General features: G+C 65.3%; 19 protein-coding genes. 3 read left to right on the top strand and 16 right to left on the bottom strand.

The window, feature by feature from the left end:
• Window positions 1-91 precede the first annotated feature (91 nt).
• From CEJ42_RS18230 to CEJ42_RS18200, 7 genes are all read right to left on the bottom strand, one after another.
• Window positions 92-850 (bottom strand): ZIP family metal transporter, encoded by a 759-nt coding sequence (locus CEJ42_RS18230; RefSeq protein ID WP_088752176.1) that lies wholly within the window; start codon window positions 848-850, stop codon window positions 92-94.
• Window positions 851-984: 134 nt separating this feature from the next.
• The gene (locus tag CEJ42_RS18225) at window positions 985-6,030 is read right to left on the bottom strand and encodes a hybrid sensor histidine kinase/response regulator (protein ID WP_129587775.1); all 5,046 of its coding nucleotides are present in this window, start codon (window positions 6,028-6,030) and stop codon (window positions 985-987) included.
• 67 nt (window positions 6,031-6,097) lie between these two features.
• Entirely contained in the window at window positions 6,098-8,275 is a 2,178-nt protein-coding gene (locus CEJ42_RS18220) for a methyl-accepting chemotaxis protein (RefSeq protein WP_088752051.1), read from the bottom strand.
• Window positions 8,276-8,359: 84 nt separating this feature from the next.
• On the bottom strand, window positions 8,360-8,962 hold the full coding sequence (locus CEJ42_RS18215; protein ID WP_243397898.1) for a chemotaxis protein CheW: 603 nt from the start codon (window positions 8,960-8,962) through the stop codon (window positions 8,360-8,362).
• A gap of 28 nt (window positions 8,963-8,990) precedes the next feature.
• Window positions 8,991-9,356 (bottom strand): response regulator transcription factor, encoded by a 366-nt coding sequence (locus CEJ42_RS18210; protein WP_079218301.1) that lies wholly within the window; start codon window positions 9,354-9,356, stop codon window positions 8,991-8,993.
• 30 nt (window positions 9,357-9,386) lie between these two features.
• Window positions 9,387-9,785 (bottom strand): response regulator, encoded by a 399-nt coding sequence (locus CEJ42_RS18205; RefSeq protein ID WP_088752050.1) that lies wholly within the window; start codon window positions 9,783-9,785, stop codon window positions 9,387-9,389.
• Between the two features lie 356 nt (window positions 9,786-10,141).
• Window positions 10,142-10,294 carry a rubredoxin gene (locus tag CEJ42_RS18200; protein ID WP_006461975.1) on the bottom strand — a complete coding sequence of 51 codons (153 nt, stop codon included), beginning with the start codon at window positions 10,292-10,294 and terminating at the stop codon, window positions 10,142-10,144.
• A gap of 125 nt (window positions 10,295-10,419) precedes the next feature.
• Here CEJ42_RS18200 and thiD point away from each other — a divergent pair, with 125 nt between their 5' ends.
• Both thiD and hemL read left to right on the top strand, forming a co-directional pair.
• Window positions 10,420-11,259, top strand: a complete 840-nt coding sequence (thiD, locus tag CEJ42_RS18195) for a bifunctional hydroxymethylpyrimidine kinase/phosphomethylpyrimidine kinase (protein WP_079218299.1) — start codon at window positions 10,420-10,422, stop codon at window positions 11,257-11,259.
• Window positions 11,260-11,279: 20 nt separating this feature from the next.
• Entirely contained in the window at window positions 11,280-12,563 is a 1,284-nt protein-coding gene (hemL, locus tag CEJ42_RS18190; RefSeq protein WP_088752174.1) for a glutamate-1-semialdehyde 2,1-aminomutase, read from the top strand.
• Between the two features lie 102 nt (window positions 12,564-12,665).
• Here the strand turns inward: hemL and erpA are convergent, their stop codons facing one another.
• The 6 genes from erpA to rplM form a co-directional block, all read right to left on the bottom strand.
• Window positions 12,666-13,031 (bottom strand): iron-sulfur cluster insertion protein ErpA, encoded by a 366-nt coding sequence (gene erpA, locus CEJ42_RS18185; protein WP_079218298.1) that lies wholly within the window; start codon window positions 13,029-13,031, stop codon window positions 12,666-12,668.
• Window positions 13,032-13,104: 73 nt separating this feature from the next.
• Complete coding sequence (locus CEJ42_RS18180) at window positions 13,105-13,503, bottom strand: bactofilin family protein (RefSeq protein WP_088752049.1); 399 nt, start codon at window positions 13,501-13,503, stop codon at window positions 13,105-13,107.
• Window positions 13,504-13,512: 9 nt separating this feature from the next.
• Window positions 13,513-14,217 carry a DUF6776 family protein gene (locus CEJ42_RS18175; protein WP_079218296.1) on the bottom strand — a complete coding sequence of 235 codons (705 nt, stop codon included), beginning with the start codon at window positions 14,215-14,217 and terminating at the stop codon, window positions 13,513-13,515.
• A gap of 23 nt (window positions 14,218-14,240) precedes the next feature.
• Window positions 14,241-15,278: an N-acetyl-gamma-glutamyl-phosphate reductase gene (gene argC / locus CEJ42_RS18170; RefSeq protein WP_088752048.1), complete on the bottom strand. Its 1,038-nt coding sequence runs from the start codon at window positions 15,276-15,278 to the stop codon at window positions 14,241-14,243.
• 311 nt (window positions 15,279-15,589) lie between these two features.
• Window positions 15,590-15,982 (bottom strand): 30S ribosomal protein S9, encoded by a 393-nt coding sequence (rpsI, locus tag CEJ42_RS18165; RefSeq protein WP_079218294.1) that lies wholly within the window; start codon window positions 15,980-15,982, stop codon window positions 15,590-15,592.
• A gap of 9 nt (window positions 15,983-15,991) precedes the next feature.
• Window positions 15,992-16,420 carry a 50S ribosomal protein L13 gene (rplM, locus tag CEJ42_RS18160; protein WP_006461967.1) on the bottom strand — a complete coding sequence of 143 codons (429 nt, stop codon included), beginning with the start codon at window positions 16,418-16,420 and terminating at the stop codon, window positions 15,992-15,994.
• Between the two features lie 633 nt (window positions 16,421-17,053).
• Here rplM and CEJ42_RS18155 point away from each other — a divergent pair.
• The gene (locus CEJ42_RS18155) at window positions 17,054-17,521 is read left to right on the top strand and encodes an OsmC family protein (protein WP_088752173.1); all 468 of its coding nucleotides are present in this window, start codon (window positions 17,054-17,056) and stop codon (window positions 17,519-17,521) included.
• A gap of 97 nt (window positions 17,522-17,618) precedes the next feature.
• Here the strand turns inward: CEJ42_RS18155 and coq7 are convergent, their stop codons facing one another.
• The 3 genes from coq7 to CEJ42_RS18140 all read right to left on the bottom strand — a co-directional run bounded on the left by coq7 (window position 17,619) and on the right by CEJ42_RS18140 (window position 20,300).
• Window positions 17,619-18,245, bottom strand: coding sequence for a 2-polyprenyl-3-methyl-6-methoxy-1,4-benzoquinone monooxygenase (gene coq7, locus CEJ42_RS18150; protein ID WP_079218293.1), 627 nt, complete (start codon window positions 18,243-18,245; stop codon window positions 17,619-17,621).
• A gap of 72 nt (window positions 18,246-18,317) precedes the next feature.
• Complete coding sequence (gene pyrC, locus CEJ42_RS18145; RefSeq protein ID WP_088752047.1) at window positions 18,318-19,352, bottom strand: dihydroorotase; 1,035 nt, start codon at window positions 19,350-19,352, stop codon at window positions 18,318-18,320.
• Between the two features lie 219 nt (window positions 19,353-19,571).
• Complete coding sequence (locus tag CEJ42_RS18140; RefSeq protein WP_008331909.1) at window positions 19,572-20,300, bottom strand: amino acid ABC transporter ATP-binding protein; 729 nt, start codon at window positions 20,298-20,300, stop codon at window positions 19,572-19,574.
• Window positions 20,301-20,305: the final 5 nt, after the last annotated feature.

The following is a 20,305-nucleotide window of genomic DNA, read 5'->3' as shown; positions in this document are numbered from 1 at the left end:
CTCGGCCTGCTCGGCTTCGTCTGCAGTATCGGCATGCGCCTGAGCATGCGCCAGCCGGCGCCGCGGGATCGCCGCGAACCCGAACAGCGCCTCAGTGGGCGTGCGCCTGGTGCGTCAGCGCCAGCACGATCAGCACGCCGGCGGCGATGAGGATGACTTGCGGAATGGTTTCGCGCAGGGTGGCGCGGCGCTGCATCTGCGGCATCAGGTCCGAGACGGCGATGTAGATGAAGCCTGAGGAAGCGAATACCAGCACGTAGGGAATCCACTCCATGCCGCGCTCCAGCATGAAATAGCCCAGCACGCCGCCGGCCACCGCCATCAGGCTGCAGATCAGGTTGTAGACGTAGGCGCGGGTGCGCGAGAAACCGGCGTTGAGCAGCACGATGAAGTCGCCGATCTCCTGCGGGATCTCGTGCGCGATGATGGCCAGGCCCGTCACCAGCCCCAGGTGCGGGTCGGCCAGGAAGGCCGCGGCGATCAGGATGCCGTCGGTGAAGTTGTGCAGGCCGTCGCCCACCAGGATCATCCAGCCGGCCTTGCCGGCTTCTTTTTTGTCATGCCCGTGGTGATGGCCGTGGCCATCGTCCTCGTGGTGGTGCGAATGGCGCAGGATGGCCGTCTTTTCCAGCAGGAAGAACGCCAGCAAACCGCCCAGCAGCACCGCAAACAGCGTGTGCGGCTCGGCCTGCGACTCGAAGGCCTCCGGCAGCGCATGCAGCAGCGAGGTCGAGAGCATGATGCCCACCGACAGGCTGACCAGGCGCTCGACCATCTTCGACAGCAGCGCGAACGAGAACACCGCGGCGGCGGTAATGCTGACCACGCCGGCCAGGGTGGTCGCGAGCAGGATGGAAACGAGCGTGGAGTTGATTTTCTGGCCTCGGTCGGAATGCGCGGCGCCGCCGCCGGCAGGGGGGAGCGCCCAAAGCGCGCTATTGTACGCCTGGCGCGGCCGCCATGCCATCGCACGGCATTGGCGGTTCAGTACAGCACGTCGCTGAAATCGTCCGCCGGCCGCTGGCTGCGGTCGCCCGTGTAGTGCCGCAACAGCTCCAGCAGTTGTTCGTCCTGGTAAGGCTTGCCGAGGTAGTGGTTGACCCCCACCTCCATGGCGCGCTCGCGGTGCTTGGCGCCGGTGCGGGAGGTGATCATGATGATCGGCCGGTCGTGCGTGGACGCGTTGTCGCGCAGGTGGCGCACCAGCGTGAAGCCATCCATGCGCGGCATCTCGATGTCGACCAGGAACACGTCCGGCGTCACGTCGTGCAGCTGGCGGATGGCGTCGTAACCGTCGGTCGCGGTAGCGACCGCGTAGCGTTCGCGCTCCAGCAGGCGCTGCATCACCTTGCGCACGGTCAGCGAATCGTCCACCACCATCACCACCTTTTGCTGGACCCGCGCGGCGGCGGCCTCGCGCCGCATGCCCAGCCGGCGGCTGCCGATGCGGCGCGCCAGCAGCAACGGATTGATGATCAGCGCGATCTCGCCGTTGCCCAGCACCGTGGCGCCCACCACGCCGACCAGGGTGTCGAGCTGCGGCCCCAGCGGCTTGGCGACCACTTCTCGGTTGCCGTTGACGTGATCGACCATGATCGCCACCAGGTCTTCGCCGCTCTTGACGAACAGCACGTAGATCGACGCCGGCGGCAAGCGGCTCTCTTCCAGCGGCTCGTCGAGCAAGCCATGCAGGGAATGCAGCACCACCATGCGGCCGTTGGCCTGCACCACCTGTTCGGCCAGCGCCCGGCGCATCTCCTCGCCGCGCAGCTGCACCACCTTGTCGACCAGCATCGACGGAATGGCGTAGCTCTGGCCGCCATGCCTGAGCAGGCAGACCTGCTTGACCGCCAGCGACAGCGGCAGGTGCATGGTGAAGCACACGCCCTCGCCGGGACGGGACTGCACCGTGATGCGCCCGCCCAAGGCGGTGACTTCGGAACGCACCACGTCCATGCCGACGCCGCGCCCGGCCAGCGCCGACACCTGCGAAGTGGTGGTGAACCCGGGCTCGAAGATCAGCTCCGACAGGCGCGCCCCTTCGATCGCATCCTCCGCCACCAGCCCCTGCTCGACCGCCTTGCGGCGGATTGCGGCCAGATCCAGCCCGGCGCCGTCGTCGGCGATGCGAATCACCGCCTCGTTACCCTCCTGCGCCGCCTGTACCGACAGACGGCCGGACGCCGCCTTGCCGGACGCAGCGCGCGCGCCGGCGTCCTCGATGCCGTGCACGGCGGCGTTGCGCAACAGATGCTCCAGCGGCCCGGCCAGGCGCTCCAGGATGCCGCGGTCGATTTCGGTCGCGCCGCCGGCGACGTCCAGGTCGAGCTGCTTGCCGGTCTCGCCGGCCAGCTGGCGCACCAGATGCTGCAGGCGCTGCTCTATGCTCTTGAACTTCACCATGCGGGCGTACATCAGCTCCTGCTGCAACTCGCGCGTGAGCCGTCCTTGCGTCTGCAAGCCGTCCTGGGTCTTGGCGGCGGAATCGAGCAGCTGCTTTTGCAGCGATGCGGCGTCGTTCACGCTTTCGGCCATCATGCGCGTGAGTTCCTGCAGGTGCGTGTAGCGGTCCAGCTCCAGCGGATCGAATTGCGCGCTCTCGCCGTCGGCCTGGTGCGAGGCGGCGATCCGGATCTCGGCCTGGATCTCGACGCCGCGCAACTGCCCGGCCAGCTTGGCGATGCTGTCGGCCAGCTCGCGCGAGGCGCGGTGCAGCGCCGCCACCTCGTTCTCCAGCTGGGAGCGCGCGATCGATACCTCGCCGACCTGATTGAGCAGCTTGTCGAGCATGCTGGCCCTGATGCGCACCAGCGGCGAAGACAAGGGCTGGGCGGCGGCGAGCCCGCCCTCGCCGCGCTGCTGCGCGCCGAGCTGCTCCAGGGACTCGAACTGTGTCAGCGCATGGTCGTACAGCGACAGCAAGGCCCGTATCTCGGCCGCGCCGCCTTCGCCGGCGAGCAGGCGCTGGATGCCGCTTTCCAGTTCGTGCATGCGCTGGCCCAGGCTCAACGCCCCGGCCATGCGGGCGCTGCCCTTGACGGTGTGCAGCGGCCGGCGCAGCTCGGTGAGCGCCGCCCGATCGGCCGGATCCTGCTGGAAGCGCTGCAAACCCTCGCCCACCGCCGCCATCAGGTCGTGCCCTTCCTCCAGGAAGACCGGCAGCAGTTCATGATCGATCTCGTCCTGCAAGGTGACGGCGGCCCTGGATTCGGTTGCCGGCGCCGACGCGGCCACGGGCGCCTGGGCCGCGGCGCCGGCATGCCCCTCGCCGCGCAACTCGCCAAGCAGGCCGGCCAGCTCGGCCAGCGCCTGCGGCGGCGCTTGCGGCAAGGCGCCGGCGGCGTATTGCTCCAGCAGCGCGGTCATGGCGGCGACCGCGCGCTCGACCACGCCCAGCCCTTGCCCGTCCAGCCCGCCGGAGGAGGCCTTGATCTGCTCCAGCACGTCGTCCAGCAGCGCCGCCATCTGCTGCATGCCGGGGAAGCCGGCCGCGGCGCTGGTGCCGCGCAGGGTATGCACGGCGCGCTGGTACAGCGGCGGCGCTCCCGCCAGCAGGCCGCTGTCGGCCTTGGCGCGCCAGCTGCTGCCGTGCTGGCGCAGCAGCTTGAAGATCTGCCGCGCCTCCTTCAGGAAAATCTCGCGCAAGCGGGGATCGCCGTCGGCGTCGGCAGGGACTTCCCCGACGGACGGCGACGAGGCGGCGTCGCTCGCAGGAACGACCTGCTTCGGCTGCGATGGCTGATGCGGATGATGCGGCTGGGGTGGCTGATGCGCTTGATGCGCCGCCGCTGCAGCGGCCTCGTGTCCGGGCGGTTGTTGCGCCACGTCGTTGCGCAGCGCCAGCGCCGCGCTGATGAGCGAAGGCGCCTGGCGGCGCGAACGCCCTTCCCCTGCAAGCTCTTCCACCCAGGCGCCGAACGTCAGGCGCGCGCGTTCGACCAGCGCCGCCACCGGCGCGGGAAGCGCGACATGCCCGCTGTCGCGGGCGGCGGACAGGCAGACGTTGAGCAGCATCTCCACCGCCTGGGCGGCATCGGAAAACGCCGCCAGGCCCACCATGCGGCCGCTGCCCTTGAACGTATGAAAACAGCGGCGCACCGCGCTCAGCAGCTCGATATCCGCCTCGGCCCCGGCATCGCCAAGCCGGGGCAGGTCGGTGCGCAAGCTGTCGAGCAACTGGCGCGCCTCCAGCAGGAACACCTCCATCATCTCCGGATCGTTGCCCTCGGGCTGCCATGCCCCCGGCTCATCGTCCCCAAGGACGGCGCCATCGCTGGGCGTCTGCGGCGCCCCCGGCGGCGTATCCTCTGCGCTGTCCAGGGCTCGCCGCAGGGCCGCGGCAAGCTGCGCGCCGGCCGCGATTTCCTGCTGCGCGTCCGGATGCCTGCGCCACTTGTTGTAGGGCGAGCGACACGCCTGGTCGAGCAGCTCGCCCAGGCGCACCAGGTCGCGCACCATGCCCGCGCGCACGGTGTCGGCGCGGCGGTGCGTGCGCGCATCCTGCAGGTGCTCTGGAAGATGCAGGGTGGCGGGCAGCTGCGCGGCGATCTGGCGTCGCAGCGCGGTGGCCAGCTCGCGCATTTCTTCCGACCTGAACTGCGAGGCCAGGTCCTCGATCCGGGCCAGTTCGGCGTTGATGTCGGAAATCAGCGCGGCCGGGCTGGCGACGAATTCGCCGGCGCCCTCGCCGTCGTCCGCGAGGGACTGCGCCGAATGCGCTGCTTCGATGTATGACGGCGACCACAGGGTCTCCAGCGCAAGCTCGATCTGCACCAGTTGGCCAGCCGCCTCGCGCTCGATCACGCCTTCCATTCGGCTTGCCATGTCCACCCGCAGCTCGCGCGCGAACCAGGGGAAGGATTCCGGCTCCGTGTCGTCGCCATAGGTCAGCCGCGCGAGATGGTCGATGATGCAGTCGACCTGGCCGATGAACTCGTCCTCGAGATAGATGCGCCGGCGCAGGCATTCGTCGAAGAAGATCAGGCAGCTGCTGACCTCGCGGTCGCGACTCTCGGCGCGCGGCGACATCGCCATGTCGAAAGCCAGCCGCCCCAGCGCGCCCAGGAAACCGGTCATGCCCGCGCCGCGCTGGCGCGGCCAGATGCGCCGGCTCACCGCGGCGGCGCGCAGCACGCTCTCGCACCATTGCCAGGCCGCGCCGATGCGGCCGGCGGTCGCGCCGGCGCTGACGCAGCGGTCCCAGGCAACCTGCAACTCGTCGGCCAGCAGCATCAACCTGAGCATATGCTGCGACTGTTCACCCGGCCGCGCCGGCAGGCGCGCCTCATCGTCGACCAGCGTCTGCAGGAACTCGATGCGCCTGCGCGCCAGCGCCGCGCGCACCGGCACGCTGGCCGGATCGGCCGTGACGGCGGCCAGCAGCACGCCCAAGGAATCCAGCACCGATATCGCCTGCAGCTCCAGCGGCTGCACGCCGTCGCAGAGGCGGCGCAGGAAGGCGTGCGCGAATTGCAGGTCGGGGAAGCCGTCGGTCGCCGCCGCCATGGTCCGCAACGCGGCCAGCGTAGGGGCGAATCCGAGGTCGGCGTGCAGATCCGCGAGCGCGCGGCCAAAGACGGCCGAACGCGCGCGTGCGTCGGACGATATATTGACCGGGACCAGGATTGCGGAAGGAACAGGTTCGCTCTCCCCGTCCCCGCTTGCGCCCGGTTGCAGGCGCCGGCAGGCGGTGAACAGGAGCAGGTCGCAGATGTCGCTGTCGCCGCTCTTGTCGCGCAGGGCATCGAGGTAGTCGTGCAGGCTCCATAAGGCCTGCGCTGTCGCACCGTCTGCACGCCAGGCATCGCGCACCATCGTCAGCGTGCTAGCGGCGGCGGCGGCGCCGGCCAGGTCAAGCACGTTGATCAGCGTCGACAGCCGCGCGGTGGCTTCGGCGCCTGCGTCCGGGCGCTGCGCGCCGTCGCCGGCGGCTTTTGCGGCCAGTGCCAGCAGGTGGTCCAGTCCGGCGTGCAGCGCGGACTCCAGCATGCGCAGGTTGTCCGATACCTGGGCGCGCGGCTGGGGCGCCATCCCGGCGCGCCGGACATCGTCGCTGGAAGCTGGATGAGCTTGCGTGTGCATGGCCGGCGGCAGGATTTCAGGACACCGTCACGCGGAAGCGCGACACCGAGCTCTCGAGCTGTTTGGCGGCATCCCACAACTCGTTGTAGAGCGTGGTGACCTGTTCGCGGCTCTGCTCGATGATCTCGTTCTCGGTCAGGATGCTCTGGATGTTCTGCGCCACGCCGTTGGCCGAGACGGCTTGCTGCCCGGTCGACAGCGACATGCCCTGGATCAGCTCGGCCAGCTGGTTGGAGACGCTGCGGATATCGGAGAGCGCCGCGCCGGCGGCGTCCGACAGCACCGCGCCTTCGACCACACCGGCGGTGGATTTTTCCATCGCGGCCACGGCGTCGTGGGTGTCGGTCTGGATCATGCGCACCAGGGCGCCGATCTCGCGCGTGGCGGCGCTGGAGCGCTCGGCCAGGCGCTGCACTTCCTCGGCCACGACCGAGAAGCCGCGCCCGGCCTCGCCGGCCGAGGCGGCCTGGATCGCGGCGTTGAGCGCCAGCACGTTGGTCTGCTCGGTGATGTCGGAGATCAGCTCGGTGATCTCGCCGATCACCTGCGACGATTCGCCCAGGCGCTTGATGCGCTTGGAGGTTTCCTGGATCTGCTCGCGGATCTCGTTCATGCCCTTGACCGCATCCTCCACCGCCTTGGCGCCGCGCTCGGCCACCACCACGGAATGGCGCGCGACGTCAGCCGACTCATTGGCCGAGACCGAGATGTCGGTGATCTGCATCGACATCTGCAGCATGGAGCGCCCGGTGTCCTGGATGCGACGCGCCTGGGTGCGGGCCGCCCCGGCCAGCTCCGAGGTGGTGCTGCGCACATGCCCCGATGTGGCCGACACCTTCGACGCCATCTGCGTCACCTGCCCGACCAGCCCGCGCAGGGCTTCCACCGTGTAGTTGACCGAGTCGGCGATGGCGCCGGTGATGTCTTCCGACACCGTGGTGTGGACCGTCAGGTCGCCATCGGCGACTTTCTGGAGCTCGTTCATCAGCCGCAGGATGGCGGCCTGGTTGGCGACATTGGTGCGCATCGCCTTCTCTTCCTGCTGCTGCGCCAGCAGGCGCTGCGCCTCCGCCTCCTGGCGGCGCATCTCGGCATCGGCCGCGTTGTTGCGGCTGCTCTGCAGTTGCACCAGGGCGATACCGATACCGCTGATCAGCGCGCCCACCATCGAGGCCAGCATCAGCCAGAACGTCCATGAGCGCGACTCCTGCACGATGCGGTAGTCGGTCTGCAACACGGTCAGGTGCTTCTTGAGCGTTTCATTCTCGAGGAACACCAACTGCTCGGACTGCTTGGCCGCGATGAAATTCTGCAGGTTGCCGAGGATGCCGGCCACCTGCGGCTGGTATTCGCCGAACACCTTCTCCAACTCCACCAGCTTGTCACGGGTGTCCTTGTCGGTCACCGGCTTCAGGCGCAGCAGCTCGCTGCCGTTGAGGAACCCGTCGATGATGTCGTGGAAGGTGTTGACGTCCTTGCCCAGCAGGAACGCCGTCTCGGGATTGACGCCCTCGGAGGTGAGGAATTCGTTGGCGCTGCGCCCCAGCCGCAGGGTCAGCAAGACCAGCTGGCTGGCGGCGGTCACTTCGCGCGGCGTGGCGCTGCCCTGCGACTGGAGCATCGAAATCTGCTCGCTCAGGTCCAGCAGGGTCGGCAGGAGCAGGTTGAGGCGCTTGAGCGTGACGCCAAAGCCGGTCAGTTCCTTCTCCAGCTTGAGGATGGTGTCGGCGGCGCTGTCGGTGTGTTCCCAGATCTTCCGCACATCTTCCAGCACCGGCTTCATCGCCGCGTCCGGCGGACCGATGGTGTAGCCCTGGTAGGCGCCGCCGGCGGTGAGCAGCCCCAGGCCGTGGTTGAACTCGTTGCGGCTTTCGCCCAGTTGGGAGAACGCCTCCCGGTTACCCTGGATGGCGTTCGGTACGGCCTTGCCGATGCGCTGCGAGTGCATCACGAGATCGGAGGTGATGTGGGTCTGCAGGGTGGCGTGGATGTAGTTGCGCGACCCCAGCCACATGAAGAAGAAGGTGCTCACCAGCGACAGCGCGAGGATCCCCAGCAGGATGCGGGTCTGGACGCGCAGCGGCAGGCGGCTGATGAAGGGCAGACGGATGCCGCGCCGCGACGGCGCGGGCGCGTCCTGCGCAGCGCCGTCAGGCTTGCCCTTCTTGGCCAGACGCGGCAGGCTCAGTGCCATGACTGTTGCTCCTTTGTTGTAATGTGAGTTCGGCGGCCCTCTCGCCGGCGTATTCGGCCTGCCCCATGGCGTCGGCCGCCCGCGCTAGCGCCCGACGTTCAGGAAAGCCGTGTCCTGCAGCAGCGTTGCCAGACCGATTTCTTCCCACTCTGTTCCGTCGCGGTCTTTATAACGCCCAATAACTCCAATTAGTTCGGCTTTCTTATCGTCATCTATCGATATCTTTTGCATTTCCGACAGGTGGCGCAGTCCCATCACAGACGACAGCAACAGGCCGCAATTGGGCGCCAGGCTGGGCGCGAACACCAGCACGCGCGCGTCCCGCACCACCGTCTGCGGTTCGCCGCCGGCCAACGCCGCCAGGTCGACGATGCCGACCAGGCTGCCGCGGATATTGACCAGGCCGAGATACCACGGCCGCGTGAGCGGAACCCGGGTGGGGGCGGCGATACTGGACATCGGGATGATCTCGCCCGCCTCGGCCAGGTTGATCAGGCAGCGGACCTCGCCGATCGCCACCGCCAACCGGCGGGCCAGCAGCTCCTCGTTGCTCGCCGCCTCCATGCGCGCGAACAGCGAGGCCTGCAGCGCCTGCAGGGCCTCGCGCCGCCGGCCTCGGCCGGTGGGCCGGCCATCCGGCTCGGCGCCGTCTTGTTCGTGTGATTCCTGCATGCCGCCTTTCAACATTCGACCAGCGTCCCCTGGGCGCGCCGCTTCATTCGATGGCGCTGATCTTGGCCAGCAGCTCGTCCGGATCGACAGGTTTGACGATGTAATCGCAGGCGCCCTGGCACAGCGCCCAGATGCGGTCGGTCTCCTGCGCCTTGACGCTGCACATCATCACGGGAAGATCCTTGAGACTGGGATCGCGCGCGATCTGGCGCGTGACCTGGTAGCCGTTCTTGCCGGGCATGACCACATCCAGCAGAACCAGCTGCGGCCGGTCTTCGCGGATTTTCTGCAGCGCGTCGTCACCGCTCTCTGCGGTGGATACGGAAAAACCGTGCTGCTCGAGGATATTGGTCAGTACGTAGCGATCGGTCGGCGAATCATCGACCACCAGTACCTTTTTTATTCCCATGCTCTTGCCCCCGGCGCTCAATGAAAAGTATCAACCGGCATCCACGCCATCGACGTATGCCCTCACGATCTGCAGCAGCCCCTCGGCGGAAAACGGCTTGACCAAGTAGTCGTCGGCCCCAGCCATGGCGCTGCGCGCCCGGTCGAACAGACCGTTGGCGGAGGACAGCATGACGATGGGCAGATTCACGTACCGCTCATTGCGGCGAATCAGGCGGCAGGCGTCGCGTCCCGGCAGGTGCGGCAGCGAGACGTCGCACACCACCATGTCGGGCGCATGCTCGGCCAGCAAGGCCAGCATCTCGACGCCGTCCACCGCCGGCAAGACCTGATAGCCGGCCGCATCCAGCGCTTCGGCCGCGGCGCGGCGCACCGCGCTGCTGTCGTCGGCAACCAGGATGGTCTTCACCGCTTGCGATTGGATGTCCATGCCCTCCCCCGGGGTATGCGATCGCTTGAGCATATTCGCCTCACTTTAGCAAAAGGAGCCCGGCTCTAGAGCAGGAACAGCAGCAACTTCATGGCTTTATTGAAAACGCTGGATCAAAGCCTTCCAGCAAATCAAATTGCCAGGCAAACAAGTTTGACGCGACTGTGGGCGAATTGAGATTGCCATCAAGAAATTTTCCTGAGGCGGACGGCCGGCGACGGGTGCGGGAGAGCGGAAGGTAAATGCGGGCGCGATTTGATGCAGATCAAATCCGCGACATGGAGAAAAACGGGGGAGCAACGCGGCGGTTCAACACGTGCGAACCGCCGCCTGGTACGGCAATCAGCGGCTTGCGCTCAGATTGCCACCATTTCGAAGTCTTCCTTGCGGGCGCCGCATTCCGGGCAGGTCCAGTTGATGGGCACGTCGTCCCAGCGGGTGCCGGGCGCGATGCCTTCTTCCGGCAGGCCTGCTTCTTCGTCGTAGATCCATCCACAGATCAGGCACATCCAGGTTTTGAATTCGGTTTGGCTATTGCTCACGGCTGACTATCCCTCAAATCAATTCAAGTAAAATGCTTGGACATCCGCAACATCCGACGCGACGCCAAGCGCGCTATCTTAATCTACTCGACGTGCAAAACCAAACTTCTCCCCTCATCCTGACTTTCGGCGCGGCTGATCCGGTCGGCGCCACGGGCATCCAGGCCGACCTGGCGACCTTCGCCGCCATGGGCTGCCATGGCCTGTCCGTGGTGACTTCCCTGCTCATCGGCGACACCGCGCGCGTGGAGGATTCGCAGGTCATCGACGTCGACTGGGTAGCGGACCAGGCGCGCGTGATCCTGGAAGACATGGCCGTATCCGCCTTCAAGGTCGGCGCCGTCGGCAGCATCGAGAACATCTCGGCCATCGCCGAGATCGTTTCCGATTACCCGGACGTGCCGCTGATCCTGGACCCCTTCACCACCGCGCTGTCCAACCAGGAGGAAGAGGAAGACCGCCTGATCGCCATTCGCGAGCTGCTGGTGCCGCAGACCACGCTGATGGTGGTGTCCGCGGTCGAACTGGCGCGGCTGGCCGAGACCTGGCGCGAGCCGGTGCCCGGCGAGGCGCTGATGCTGGACGCCATGCGCATCATCGAGATGGGATGCGAATACCTGTTCGTCACCAATACCCAGACCGACCTGCAGGAAGTCTCCAACTCCCTCTTCGACGAATCCGGCCTGGTGCGCCAGGACGCCTGGCAGCGCCTGCCCGGCTCCTTCTCCGGGGCCGGCACCACGCTGTCGGCGGCGATCGCGGCCATGCTGGCCAACGGCCTGGAAATCCCCGAAGCCGTCTCCGAAGCCCAGGAATTCACGCTGGCCTCGCTGGCCAACGCCCAGCGCCTGGGCATGGGCAAGCTGGTCCCCGACCGCTACTTCTGGGCGCGCGAATCCGAAGACCCGGCCAATTCCGGCCCCCTCAACTGATATTGAATCCGCAATACGACATGACCAAGACCAACGAATCCCTGTTCGCCCGCGCCCAGCAAAGCACCCCGGGCGGTGTCAATTCCCCGGTGCGCGCCTTCCGTTCGGTGGGCGGCACGCCGCGCTTCATCGAACGCGCCGACGGCCCCTATTTCTGGGATGCCGAGGGCAAGCGCTACATCGACTACATCGGTTCCTGGGGCCCGGCCATCGTCGGCCACGCCCATCCGGACGTGGTGAAGGCGGTGCAGGAAGCGGTCACGCGCGGCCTGTCCTTCGGCGCGCCGACCGAGGCCGAGATCATGATGGCCGAGGAGATCATCAAGCTGGTGCCGTCGATCGAACAGATCCGCCTGGTCTCGTCCGGCACAGAAGCCACCATGAGCGCGCTGCGCCTGGCGCGCGGCGCCACCAAGCGCGACAAGATCATCAAGTTCGAGGGCTGCTACCACGGCCACGGCGACTCGCTGCTGGTGAAGGCCGGCAGCGGCCTCTTGACCTTCGGCAACCCGACCTCGGCCGGCGTGCCTGAAGATTTCGCCAAGCACACGCTGGTGCTGGACTACAACGACAGCGCCCAGCTGGAAGAGGCGTTCAAGAAGGCCGGCAACGAGATCGCCTGCGTGATCGTCGAACCGGTCGCCGGCAACATGAACCTGGTGCGCGCCAGCGACGAATTCCTGCAGACCATGCGCCGCCTGTGCACCGAATACGGCGCCATCCTGATCTTCGACGAAGTGATGTCGGGCTTCCGCGTGGCCCTGGGCGGCGCGCAGCAACTCAACGGCATCACGCCCGACCTGACCGCGCTGGGCAAGGTGATCGGCGGCGGCCTGCCGGTGGCGGCCTTCGGCGGCCGCGCCGACATCATGAAGCACCTGGCGCCGCTGGGCGGCGTCTACCAGGCCGGTACGCTGTCGGGCAATCCGGTCACGGTCGCGGCCGGCATGGCCACGCTGAAGATCATCCAGCAGCCGGGCTTCTACGAGCAACTGGGCGCGCAGACCAGGAAACTGGCCGATGGCCTGGCCAACGCCGCCAAGGCGGCCGGCGTGGCGTTCTCGGCCGACGCGATCGGCGGCATGTTCGGCCTGTATTTCGCCGATGCGGTGCCGGGCAGCTACGCCGAGGTGATGCAGGGCGACAAGGAGCGCTTCAACCGCTTCTTCCACAAGATGCTGGATGCGGGCGTGTATTTCGCGCCCTCGGCCTTCGAAGCCGGTTTCGTGTCGGCGCAGCACGGCGACGACATCATCGCGCAGACCATCGAGGCGGCGGCCAAGGCGTTCGCCGAACTGGGCTGATATTCATCAGACGGCCGGAGCGGATCCGGCCGCATGAAGTTGCTTCGGAAAAACAAAAAGGACGCCGAGGCGTCCTTTTTTGTTGTCCTGCTGTCGCCCGGATCAGACCGAGAACGACGAACCGCAACCGCAGGTGGTGCTGGCGTTCGGGTTCTTGATCACGAACTGCGCGCCTTCCAGGTCGTCCTTGTAGTCGATCTCGGCGCCGACCAGGTACTGGTAGCTCATCGAGTCGATCAGCAGCTGCACGCCGTTCTTGGACATGGTGGTGTCGTCTTCGTTGACGATTTCATCGAAGGTGAAACCATACTGGAAGCCCGAGCATCCGCCACCCTGGACGAACACGCGCAGTTTCAGGTCGGGATTGCCCTCCTCTTCGATCAGCTGGGCCACCTTGGCGGCTGCGCTGTCGCTGAAGTTGATCGGGGCGGGCATTTCGGTTTGTTGAAGTTCGGCTACGGCATTCATTTCTGGCTCCTGCTTGGCTTGAGGCGGATCAATACGTCAGATCGATGGATCAATTATAAGCGCTTGCGGATTTTCATGCTTCCGATGACGCAGCCAGCTTCAGAACCGGGGTTTCTTCCGTTGCCTGATCGTGACTGAGCTTGCCGGATACCAGCGCACCGCCGTGCATCTCCAGCGCCTTGTAATAGACATTGCCAGTTATGCGGGCTTTGGGCTGCAATTCAAGCAGTTCCGTGGAATGGACGTCGCCGGTGATCTCGCCGTTGACGATCAGGTGCGCCGCGCGCACCTCGCCGACCACCTTGGCATGCTCGGAAATGACCAGCACGCTGGGCTGGCCCGCTTCCGCGTTGATGTTGCCGTTGATCTGGCCGTCGATGCGCAGGCCGCCCTTGAAGCCTACGTCGCCCTTGATGCTGGTCGACATGCCGATGAGGCTGTCGATAGTGCTTTTGGTCTTGCGTGTGAACATGGAATCACCTCACAGGTCTACCGACTGCTGGGCGCGCACCTGGCCGCGGTCGAGAACACGAACTGCAACCGCCTTGATGGTCGCTCCCTCCGGGACGTTCAGCAGACCTTCGACGCGCTGGTAATACTTGAATGCGAGCCGGTAACGTGCAAGGTCGGAAGAATTGGTTTCCGGAAAGTTTATAATAGCACTCTTGCCCGCCTGCCAAACCGTGATACTGAGCTGTAAATTCCCCGTAAATTGCTGGGTGGCCGCGCCTCCCTGCATCACCAGAACGCGATAGCGCACCTGGCTGGGCGCCGCCACCTCGGCCTTGAAGCGCTGGATCGTGATCCCCGGCGCGCCAAGGTTGGTCGGCAGCAGGCTGTCGAAGAAGGCCAGGTCTTCCTTCTGGCGGTTGTTCTCCGCTTCCAGGTTCTTCACCTGCGCCGCCAGCTGCGATTGGGCGGTCTGGGCGATCTTCAGCTCGTTTTGCGACGCATTCGAGGCCGACTGCAGGCGCTCGTTCTCGGCGCTGAGCTTCTTGACCTGCTCCGACAAAGTTTCCACCTGCTCGCCGGCATCGCCCTGCAAGCCGGGCAGGTTGTTGCGGCCCAGCTCGTAGGTCCACACCGCCACGGCGATGGCCAGCCCGATCGCCACAGCCCACAGCAGCGCCAGCGCCGGCCACGGCAGATGGCGCTTGATGGTCATCTTCGGCGCAGAAATCGTCATGCGCCGGTGCCAAAGCCGATACTTCACGGCAGGACCGGGACTTGCAGCAGGCCGGTGGTTTCTTCCAGGCCGAACATCAGGTTCATGCACTGTACCGCCTGGCCGGAGGCACCCTTGACCAGGTTGTCCTGCACCACCAGCACCACCACGGTGTCGCCGTCGTCGGGACGATGCACGGCCAGGCGCAGCATGTTGGAGGCGCGCGTGGTGCGGGTCTCGGGATGCGAACCGAACGGCAGCACGTCGACGAAGGGCTCGTTCTTGTAAGCGTCTTCGAACAGCGCCTGCAGCGCGGCGTTGTCGATGTCCTTGGTCAGGCGCGCGTAGAGCGTGGAATGCATGCCGCGGATCATCGGCACCAGGTGCGGGGTGAACAGCAGGCCGACCTTGTCCTTGGTCAGCGTGGACAGGCGCTCGACAGTTTCCGGCGAGTGACGGTGGCCGGACACGCCGTAGGCCTTGAAGTTGTCCGAGGCTTCCGAGAACAGCAGGTTCAGCTCAGCCTTGCGGCCGGCGCCGGAAACGCCCGACTTGCAATCGGCGATCAGGTGCGACGCATCGATCACGCCGGCCTTGAGCAGCGGTGCGAAGCCCAGCTGCATCGTGGTCGGATAGCAGCCCGGATTGCCGACCACGCGCGCCTTGCGGATCGCTTCGCGGTTCAGCTCGGGCAAGCCGTAGACGGCTTCCTTGAGCAGGTCGGTGCAGCTGTGCGGCAGCTTGTACCATTTCTCGAAGGCGGCCACGTCCTGCAGGCGGAAGTCGGCGGCCAGGTCGATCACCTTGACGCCGGCGGCGACCAGTTCCGGCGCCTGCGCCATCGCCACGCCGTGCGGGGTGGCGAAGAACACGACGTCACAATCGGTCAGCTTGGCCTTGTCCGGCGAGGAGAAGGCGACATCGACGCGGCCGCGCAGCGACGGATACATCTCTGCCACCGGCATGCCGTCTTCCTTGCGCGAAGTGACGGCCTGCACTTTGACTTCCGGGTGCGTCGCGAAAATACGCAGCAATTCGACGCCGGTGTAACCGGTTCCGCCAACGATACCTACCTTGATCATGTCTTGTCCTTGCGAATAAAAAGGCGAACGAAAAACTCCGCCGAGGCGAAGTTCTCGTACGTGCCATCGCGGCACGCTCGAAAGTTTTTCATTCTAGCAGGAGAATATTTCCCGCTGATTTCCCTTCAGGAAGTTATTTCGCCTGCCTGCGCCGTCAATCCTGCGTTGCGGGAACACGGCTTCGACGCTGCGAAAAGCAGCCAGGCGCGAAAAGGAGACCCTCCGGGAGAATACCGGCACGGCCGGGCCGTGCAGAAAAGCAAAAAGCCGCCGGCATGACTGCCGACGGCTTTCCGCAATGCAAGAGGCGATTAACGCTTCGAGAATTGCTTTGCGCGACGTGCCTTGCGCAGACCAACCTTCTTACGTTCGACTTCACGCGCGTCACGGGTGACGTAGCCTGCGTTCGACAGGGCCGACTTCAGGCCGGCGTCGTAGTCGATCAGGGCGCGGGTGATGCCGTGGCGCACAGCGCCGGCCTGGCCGGACTCGCCGCCACCGTGGACGTTCACCTTGATGTCGAAACGTTCGACGTTGCCGGTCAGTTCCAGCGGCTGACGGATCACCATCAGGCCGGTTTCACGGGAGAAGTACTCGGCGGCGGGCTTGCCGTTGACGACGATCTGGCCCGAACCTGCCTTGATGAAAACGCGAGCCACTGCACTCTTGCGACGGCCGGTTCCGTAATTGTAGTTACCGATCATGTCTGTTCCTTAGAGGGCGAGGGGTTTCGGTTGCTGAGCGGAGTGCGGATGGTTGCCATCTGCATAAACCTTCAGCTTCTTGATCATGGCGTAGCCCAGCGGACCCTTGGGCAGCATGCCCTTGACGGCCTTCTCCAGCGCACGGCCGGGGAAACGCTGTTGCATCTTCAGGAAGTTGGTTTCGTAGATGCCGCCCGGATAACCGCTGTGGCGGAAATAGGTCTTTTCAGTGGCCTTGGTGCCGGTCACGCGCAGCTTGCCTGCGTTGACGACGACGATGAAGTCACCGGTGTCGACGTGCGGAGTGAATTCGGGTTTGTGCTTGCCGCGCAGTCGGAGTGCCACTTCGCTGGCAACACGTCCGAGGACCAAGTCCGTCGCGTCAATCACGAACCACTCGCGCTGAACCTCATGGGCTTTAGCGGAAAAGGTCTTCATGTTTGACTTTCTCTATCAATAAATAAACGCTCAAAGTGGCGGTTCCGGTCATTCGGACGACGCTGCAACTTGCCGCCGCGCTTCACGGACTCATCCTTTTATCTTCCCGAGCGCATGGGAAAGCCGAGAATTATAGCCTTTTCAAAGACTTAGCGTCAAAAGGTTTCAGGCTCTTTGTGGCGTGGGATGCCACGGACTGCGGCTTTGGAGGTATTTCGATGCTTCCAAGGAAACTTTTTGAAGAAGCATCTGGCTGCTTCGCCCTGGAAACGGACAAAAAAAACCCGGAAACAGTGGTTCCGGGTTTAATCCACACCAATGAGGAGGGTGGAGGAGACATCGTTACGTGCTGCAAAAACTTCCGTTGAATTCAATATAGCAAAGCGGTTTGTGCATCGCAATATCTATTTGAATATTTTTTCGAACCTCGATGAAAAGCCCACCACTGTTGGTTACACGCTACTCAACCGTAAGCAAAAACTGGTTATCACTCGATAACCGGAACGATATTTTTCCGCATCGCAAAAATCACCGATTCCCCTTTTCGGCTATCCGCCCCGCCATCGATGCCGCAGCGTCATCGCTCGCCAAAAGCTACAATATCGCCCTCCCCAACCAATTTGGATGACTCAGATGGAATGCACAGTGCGCTGGACCGGCTTGTCCGGCATGACCTTTACCGCTGAAACCGGCTCTGGCCACCTGCTGACCATGGATGGCGCGCCCGACGGCGGCGGCCGCAACCTGGCGCCGCGTCCGATGGAAGTGGTGCTGGCCGGCACCGGCGGCTGCACCGCCTACGACGTGGTGGTGATCCTGCGCAAGAGCGGCCAGGACGTGCGCGGCTGCGACGTGACGCTCAAGTCCGAGCGCGCCGACACCGATCCCAAGGTGTTCACCAAGATCCACTTCCACTTCACCGTGCGCGGCCGCAACCTCAAGGCCAACGTGGTGGAACGCGCCATCAAGCTGTCCCACGACAAGTATTGCTCGGCCTCGATCATGCTGGAGAAGACCGCCGAAATGACCCACTCCTTCGAGATCATCGACGACCTCACCGACACGGTCCAGGTCCAGGCCCAGGCCGCCGCCCAGCAGTAAGGCGCCCTGCCCCGCCCTGGCGGCGGACCAAGAAAAAGCGGCCCTCGGGGGCCGCTTTTCATTTCCGGGACTCAGATTGCCCTGGCCGCAAGCCGGCTCAGATCCGGTACGCCACCGTGGTCATCACCTTGGACATGGCCTTCATCAGCCCCTTGATGGGCGCCGGCATCTCGGCTGCGCCCAGGTCGCGGGCGGCCTGGCCGTGCTCGATCTCGTCGATGCGCATCTGGTCGACGATGGCGCGCGAGCGGTTGTCCTGCGGCGGCAGCTTTTCCAGGTGGCCGAGCAGATGCAGCTCGACCTGGCGCTCGGTCTCGGCCACGAAGCCGAGATTGCGCGCATCGCCCACGCGCGCGGCGATCGTGCCCAGCACATAGGAGCCGCCGTACCACAGCGGATTCAACAGGCTGGTGTGCGAACCGAGTTCACGCAGGCGCTCGGCGGTCCAGGCCAGGTGATCCTCTTCCTCGATGCCGGCGCGCTCGAAGGCGTGCTTGATCTCGCGCTTCTGCGCGAAACGGCCTTGCGCGTCATACAGCGCCTGGGCGCAAACCTCGCCGACATTGTTGACCCGCATCAGCCCGGCGGCATGCCGCTTCTCGGCGTCGCTCATGACGCCGTCAGGCAGGCCGCGCCCGGGATTGGGACGGCTCTCGAACACCACGCCGTTGATCACGCGCAGCGCCTTATCGAAATCGGAAATCAGTTGATCGACGAATTGCATGCACCCTGCCTTGTTGTCGCTATCGATGAAATCCCGGCCGCAGCCGGGGACGAAGGAATCGGCGCCTGACGATCAGGCCATCTTCCAGTTGATCTGCTCGCCGGCCGACAGCGGCACGACGGTGGTATCGCCCATCGGCAGCTCGGCCGGAATGGTCCAGCTCTCGCGCTTCAGGGTCACGCTGCCTTCGTTGCGCGGCAGGCCGTAGAAGGCCGGGCCGTTGAAGCTGGCGAAGGCTTCGAACTTGTCCAGCGCGCCGGCCTGGTCGAAGGCTTGCGCATACAGCTCCAGCGCGTGCAGCGCGGTGTAGCAACCGGCGCAACCGCAGGCATGTTCCTTCAGGCCCTTGGCGTGCGGCGCCGAATCGGTGCCGAGGAAGAATTTGTCGTTGCCCGAAGTCGCGGCCGCCACCAGCGCCTGGCGGTGGGTTTCACGCTTCAAGACCGGCAGGCAGTAGTAGTGCGGACGGATGCCGCCCTTGAAGATCTCGTTGCGGTTGAACAGCAGGTGGTGCGCGGTGATGGTGGCCGCGGTCGGGCCTTCGCCGGCCAGCACGTAGTCGGCCGCTTCCTTGGTGGTGATGTGTTCGAACACCACCTTCAGCTCCGGCATGGCCTGGCGCAGCGGCTTCATGATGCGGTCGATGAACACTGCCTCGCGGTCGAACAGGTCGATCGCCGGGTCGGTCACTTCGCCGTGGACCAGGAAGGGCATGCCGGTTTCCTGCAGCACTTCCAGCGTCTTGTAGCACTTGGAGAGATCGGTCACGCCGGCGTCGGAGTTGGTGGTGGCGCCGGCCGGGTAGAGCTTGACGGCCTTGACGAAGCCGCTGGCGTGGGCGCGGCGGATTTCATCCGGCGGAGTATTGTCGGTCAGGTACAGCACCATCAGCGGCTCGAACTGCATGCCGGCCGGCAGCGCGGCCAGGATGCGCTCGCGATAGGCCGCGGCCTGCTCGGTGGTGGTGACCGGCGGCTTCAGGTTGGGCATGACGATGGCGCGCGCGAACTGGCGCGCGGTGTGCGGCAGCACATCGGCCATGGTGGCGCCGTCGCGCAGGTGCAGGTGCCAGTCGTCCGGGCGGGTGATGGTCAGTACGTTGCTCATTGCGATGATCTTTCGGGTGTGGAGTGTGGTCTGGCAAGGCATCCCGGCGGATGCTGGCTGGTGGAGTTCATGGCCGCGATGTCCTTCAAGCTCGATATTCTACCGTAGCCGTCAAGTCCCGATTCCGGCCCGGCGCACGCCGGTTTGATGTCGGACAAACGAAAAAGGCCGCACCGTCGCCGGTGCGGCCTTCCTGCCTTCGTCCATCCGGAACCGGGATCAGTGCGTGATGATCTTGGCCAGGAAGTCGCGCGCGCGTTCCGAACGCGGCGAGGCGAAGAACTCGTCCTTGGCGCAATCTTCCACGACCAGGCCCTTGTCCATGAAGACCACGCGGTTGGCCACCTTGCGGGCGAAGCCCATTTCGTGGGTCACGACCATCATGGTCATGCCTTCCTGCGCCAGGCCGACCATGACGTCCAGCACTTCATTGATCATTTCCGGGTCGAGCGCCGAGGTCGGCTCGTCGAACAGCATGGCGATCGGGTCCATCGACAGCGCGCGGGCGATCGCCACACGCTGCTGCTGGCCGCCCGACAGTTGGCCGGGGAACTTGTCCTTGTGCGCCAGCAGGCCCACGCGGTCCAGGTACTTCAGGCCCTTCTCGGTCGCTTCTTCCTTGGAGCGGCCCAGCACCTTGATCTGGCCGATGGTCAGGTTTTCACGGATCGACAGGTGCGGGAACAGTTCGAAGTTCTGGAACACCATGCCGATGCGCGCGCGCAGCTTGGACAGGTTGGTCTTCGGGTCGCCCACGGACACGCCGTCCACGGTGATGGTGCCCTTCTGGAACGGCTCCAGGCCGTTGACGGTCTTGATCAGCGTCGACTTGCCCGAACCGGACGGGCCGCACACCACCACCACGTCGCCCTTTTTCACCGAAGTCGAGCAATCGGTCAGGACCTGGAAGCTGCCGTACCACTTGCTGACGTTGTTGAGTTCAATCATTTGTT

The sequence above is a fragment of the Herbaspirillum robiniae genome (genome assembly GCF_002213415.1).
Lineage (GTDB): Bacteria > Pseudomonadota > Gammaproteobacteria > Burkholderiales > Burkholderiaceae_D > Herbaspirillum > Herbaspirillum robiniae.
The sequence above is the reverse complement of the archived record's forward strand: the minus strand, read 5'-3'. Positions and strand labels throughout refer to the sequence as shown.

Bases quoted from the DNA above. Each gene is read 5' to 3' on its own strand.
- CEJ42_RS18215 (WP_243397898.1), bottom strand. From the start codon at position 8,962: ATGTTGAAAGGCGGCATGCAGGAATCACACGAACAAGACGGCGCCGAG.
- CEJ42_RS18220 (WP_088752051.1), bottom strand. From the start codon at position 8,275: ATGGCACTGAGCCTGCCGCGTCTGGCCAAGAAGGGCAAGCCTGACGGC.
- CEJ42_RS18225 (WP_129587775.1), bottom strand. From the start codon at position 6,030: ATGGCGCCCCAGCCGCGCGCCCAGGTATCGGACAACCTGCGCATGCTG.
- CEJ42_RS18205 (WP_088752050.1), bottom strand. From the start codon at position 9,785: ATGGACATCCAATCGCAAGCGGTGAAGACCATCCTGGTTGCCGACGAC.
- argC (WP_088752048.1), bottom strand. From the start codon at position 15,278: ATGATCAAGGTAGGTATCGTTGGCGGAACCGGTTACACCGGCGTCGAA.
- hemL (WP_088752174.1), top strand. From the start codon at position 11,280: ATGACCAAGACCAACGAATCCCTGTTCGCCCGCGCCCAGCAAAGCACC.
- CEJ42_RS18200 (WP_006461975.1), bottom strand. From the start codon at position 10,294: ATGTGCCTGATCTGTGGATGGATCTACGACGAAGAAGCAGGCCTGCCG.
- coq7 (WP_079218293.1), bottom strand. From the start codon at position 18,245: ATGCAATTCGTCGATCAACTGATTTCCGATTTCGATAAGGCGCTGCGC.
- CEJ42_RS18175 (WP_079218296.1), bottom strand. From the start codon at position 14,217: ATGACGATTTCTGCGCCGAAGATGACCATCAAGCGCCATCTGCCGTGG.
- CEJ42_RS18155 (WP_088752173.1), top strand. From the start codon at position 17,054: ATGGAATGCACAGTGCGCTGGACCGGCTTGTCCGGCATGACCTTTACC.
- rplM (WP_006461967.1), bottom strand. From the start codon at position 16,420: ATGAAGACCTTTTCCGCTAAAGCCCATGAGGTTCAGCGCGAGTGGTTC.
- rpsI (WP_079218294.1), bottom strand. From the start codon at position 15,982: ATGATCGGTAACTACAATTACGGAACCGGCCGTCGCAAGAGTGCAGTG.
- CEJ42_RS18210 (WP_079218301.1), bottom strand. From the start codon at position 9,356: ATGGGAATAAAAAAGGTACTGGTGGTCGATGATTCGCCGACCGATCGC.
- CEJ42_RS18180 (WP_088752049.1), bottom strand. From the start codon at position 13,503: ATGTTCACACGCAAGACCAAAAGCACTATCGACAGCCTCATCGGCATG.
- erpA (WP_079218298.1), bottom strand. From the start codon at position 13,031: ATGAATGCCGTAGCCGAACTTCAACAAACCGAAATGCCCGCCCCGATC.
- pyrC (WP_088752047.1), bottom strand. From the start codon at position 19,352: ATGAGCAACGTACTGACCATCACCCGCCCGGACGACTGGCACCTGCAC.
- CEJ42_RS18140 (WP_008331909.1), bottom strand. From the start codon at position 20,300: ATGATTGAACTCAACAACGTCAGCAAGTGGTACGGCAGCTTCCAGGTC.